The sequence below is a fragment of the Shewanella aquimarina genome, assembly GCF_023349185.1.
Taxonomy (GTDB): Bacteria; Pseudomonadota; Gammaproteobacteria; order Enterobacterales; family Shewanellaceae; genus Shewanella; species Shewanella aquimarina.
On sequence record NZ_JAKIKY010000026.1, the window covers coordinates 1 to 3,801 of the forward strand.

3 protein-coding genes are annotated in these 3,801 nt (G+C 47.0%); all 3 read right to left on the reverse strand.

Annotated elements, in window-relative coordinates; all coding sequences use genetic code 11:
* Positions 1-862: 862 nt before the first annotated feature.
* Positions 863-1,189 (reverse strand): hypothetical protein, encoded by a 327-nt coding sequence (locus L2731_RS19425; protein WP_249254883.1) that lies wholly within the window; start codon positions 1,187-1,189, stop codon positions 863-865.
* A gap of 89 nt (positions 1,190-1,278) precedes the next feature.
* Positions 1,279-1,932 carry a DJ-1/PfpI family protein gene (locus tag L2731_RS19430; protein WP_283165136.1) on the reverse strand — a complete coding sequence of 218 codons (654 nt, stop codon included), beginning with the start codon at positions 1,930-1,932 and terminating at the stop codon, positions 1,279-1,281.
* Positions 1,933-2,346: 414 nt separating this feature from the next.
* A complete protein-coding gene (locus L2731_RS19435; protein ID WP_249254885.1) occupies positions 2,347-3,291 on the reverse strand; it encodes a carbon-nitrogen hydrolase family protein in 945 nt (314 codons plus the stop codon).
* Positions 3,292-3,801: the final 510 nt, after the last annotated feature.

A 3,801-nucleotide genomic window follows, 5' to 3' on the forward strand; every position in this document is an offset into this window, starting at 1 on the left:
CGCCTGCATGCGAAAGCTCATCGTGATCTTGAATACCATGCTTAAAAGCGAGGAGCTGTGGTGCGCAAAAAACGGATAAATATATTGACTAAACACCACAGTCACTTGTTAAGTAGCCGACTTCCATTTAGCTACAATGCTTTCGTATTTTTCGTCGACCAGTTCGTCATCGTCTGGGCAAGAAAATAAAACAACTTTAAGAGCATTATAGGATTTTGGAAATTCAGAAAGCTTATCCATTATTTCCAGTGCTTCAGAGTCGGTTTGAACTTATCAGCATTTTGCCGCTTTTCATATAAGTAATCCATCTGGGAAAACGCGCTTGCGCGTTTTCCAAACTTATTATCTACTTAATGAATAATATAAGCATATGATTTTAATATTATATATTTAAACCGAAGTGAGAGATCGCGCACGAATACAGGATGAAAAACGTTCAAAATCCTGATGATTCAAATGTAACTGTGTACTTATCCAGTTTTTTGATAGTGAGTAGTGAATTACATCACACGGGTGTAGCGATAAAAATTGCTAGTCCAGAAAGTCGGTTCGTTACTGAACCACCGACAACTTGATAACTCATCTGGGGCAAAACCAAGCCCGCTTTTTTGATTAGCTATTCGTGTCCAACTCCGCCAAATCGAAGAAACGATAGATACCGAGTGTAGATGCATCTGCCATCGTCGAGCCTCCAAGGATAACTCTCAGTAAAAAAAAGGCGGCGTGTAGCAGAAGTATCTGCACAAAAGCGAGCCGCAGGCTATTAATTACAGCGAAGGTACGACCTTCAATCGCCTCTCCAGCATCCACGCAGGTCTGAAGACGTACAGCGTGTCGTCAAATGCTAATCAAACAGGACGCCCTAATGACTCCCCTGTTTGTTCCATTTACGAATGACGTTTCCATGCTTATCACGCCAACCTTCAATTTCGAGAGTTGAAAGAAGGTAAGCATGAAAAGTAATGATTCCGAGTGTTTTACGAATTCTCTCGGCCCAAATAACACCCGCAATAACACCGACACCAGCTGTGTCGTAACAGATATTTAAGGCCGTTTCGAAGTCAAAAAGATAAAATCCAAATACACTCAACATACAAAAAATTGCGGTTGCAGAAAGTACGATTTGAAAGTACAGCCATGCAAAGATTAACCAAGCGGTTAGATCTAGATAGCCTTCCAGTGGTTTCATGATCAATTGCTTCAGAAAATTCATATAACTCCATTTATTTACTTCTGAATCTTACGCTTACCAGCTAACGCCTACGCTGGCCTTACTCCCTAAACCACCAAAGACTCGGCATCACTCTCACACGCTGAGCGATACTCATAGGCGGATTCAGCCGATTGGATAGTCTCGGAAATAAGCGTTTCGAATATCTCCATTTGCCCTGCGGGGATCAACTGATTCTGGATCTGCTTGCGTTTCGCCGCATCGAACAAACGCTCGGCTAACCAGCCCACTAGATAGAGGAGAGAAAGACAACCACCAGCGGTTGCTATGTTCCCCTCAATCACCAGGGGTAGATCCTGAACATCACCGCCCATGCCCACTAAAGCCGCCTTAGCATCAGGGTTTGTCGTTAGCTTCTTCCCCTTCAGTAACCCCAGCTCATGAAGCACAAAGGAGCCCGCACATATTGAGCCAATCAACTGCCTGCTCGGGTCGAGTTTTAAGGCAGACATAAAATTCTCATCTTGCAGCGCCGCGGGAATACCGCGGTAACCACTGGTGATAAGAACGACATCTTGCTCCTTTACCTCAGACACATGACCGTCAGTCTTCACTGTCATCCCTAGCTGCGAATGATGTTCGGGTTTAGTGCCGAGTATCCTGACCGTCCAGCTATCAGAGGTTCTTCCCAGCAAGTCATTCATCAGAAAAAAATCTACATCGGTAAAGTTATCAAACAACACGATGCCAACTTTATACATAATCCCTGTACCCTTAATCACTTAACTCCGAATCGAATCACGTCTTACTGTGAATTAGCTATATCTATGTAGCCCCAAGCTAGCGTGAACATCAAAGAGGCGACACCCAGCCGCCTAAAAACCAATTAATTCAATAGCGGCAATTGGTTATCAGAGTTATATCTCACAAGTAACTAAGAAAGCACTCAAAAAATCCGAGCCTCCCCCAGTTCAAACCCAGATATCGAAAAATTCAGCCTTACGACTTATTCATTCAAAGGCATCACGCCAGCAATAGATAACGCCAAATCGATAACGCCAAATTGAAGAGACGATTGATACCGAGTCTAGATACGCCCACCGCAGATGATAAATATCAATAAAGTTACGGCTTTCAAACCTGCTCGCCAATCTCAATAGATTCAGAAAAAAATACTAGTCAGTTTCCTTAAAAGCCGTCGGGGCGCGCCGGGTCTTATCGACATGCAGCTCAAACACATCCGGGCGAGAATAGTGCCCGGCCACATCCAGGGCGCGTTTGGCGGTCACCGCCTGCTGTGCATCGATCTCCACTATCAAGCAGCCTTTCTCCTTCGACAGCGGCCCGGAGACTATCTCGCCGCTTGGCGAAATCAATGTAGAGTCCCCAGGATTGATCCAGGCATCATCAGCAGGATAGAGCCGGTCGATATCGGGAAAATCCTCCGGGAGATCTTGCCGCTCTAGGGCGACGCCACAGGATATCACCCAGCACTTACCCTCTCTGGCGATGTGCTGCATCGAGCCTATCCATGCCGCGCCGCTGTCGTAGGTCGGCGCGATATAGATCTCTACGCCTTGGGAGTAGAGCGCGTACCTGGCAAGGGGCATATAGTTTTCCCAACAGATTAGGCTGCCGATTCTGCCCACAGGGGTATCGACCACTTTCAATCCATGGCCGTCCCCCATCCCCCAGACCATACGCTCGGGATTGGTCGGCATGAGTTTACGGTGATGATTAACAATCTGACCTTGGGGGTCTATGGTGACGAGGGAGTTGTAAAGGGTGGCACGGCTGTTGGCATTGTCTCTCTCGTTAATGCCGCAGACGAGGGTGACGGCGTTTCGTTTAGCCGCCGCTTGCAGGGGCTCAAGATCATCCGACGATAGGTCGACGGCATTTTGCAGTAACCTGGCATGTAACTCTTCACAGATCCCCCAGTCGCCGCCCGGCCTGAGCCGCCAGATCCAAGCCGGATAGCCGGGAATGAAGGCTTCGGGAAAAACAATCAACTTAGCTCCCTGAGCCGATGCCGAGTCTATCAGAGCCACCGCTTTAGCGATTGTGCCTTGCTTATCCAAAACACAAGACGCCTCTTGAATGATAGCTACCTTCTTCATAGATCAATCCTTTTCATCAGGAATGGAGGTAACCCTCAGTATAGTTTGCCCACCCCCAAGTTTCGTAAAATCCCCCCTCAGAAGACCCAAGCCCCAAAATCAATCCATGCCAACCCAAAGAATTGCAAAATAGGTCAAATCGAAGAAATAGAAGATACAGGTGTAAGCAGGCTTTTGACCCTCGGCGACAGGACGTCGCCGTGGAGCGTATACGGACATATTCACCGCGAGTCAAAAGCGTGCTTGCACATCCCGCGCCGGGCAGGCGATAGGTTGCCATGAAGATAGAACCTTCAAATATCTAACCAGTCGCAATAACCGTCCAAGCAACAAGCAACAAGCAACAAGCAACAAGCAACAAGCAACAAGCAACAAGCAACAAGCAACAAGCAACAAGCAACAAGCTACAAGCTACAAGCTACAAGCTACAAGCTACAAGCTACAAGCTACAAGCTACAAGCTACAAGCTACAAGCTACAAGCTACAAGCTACAAGCTACAAGCTACAAGC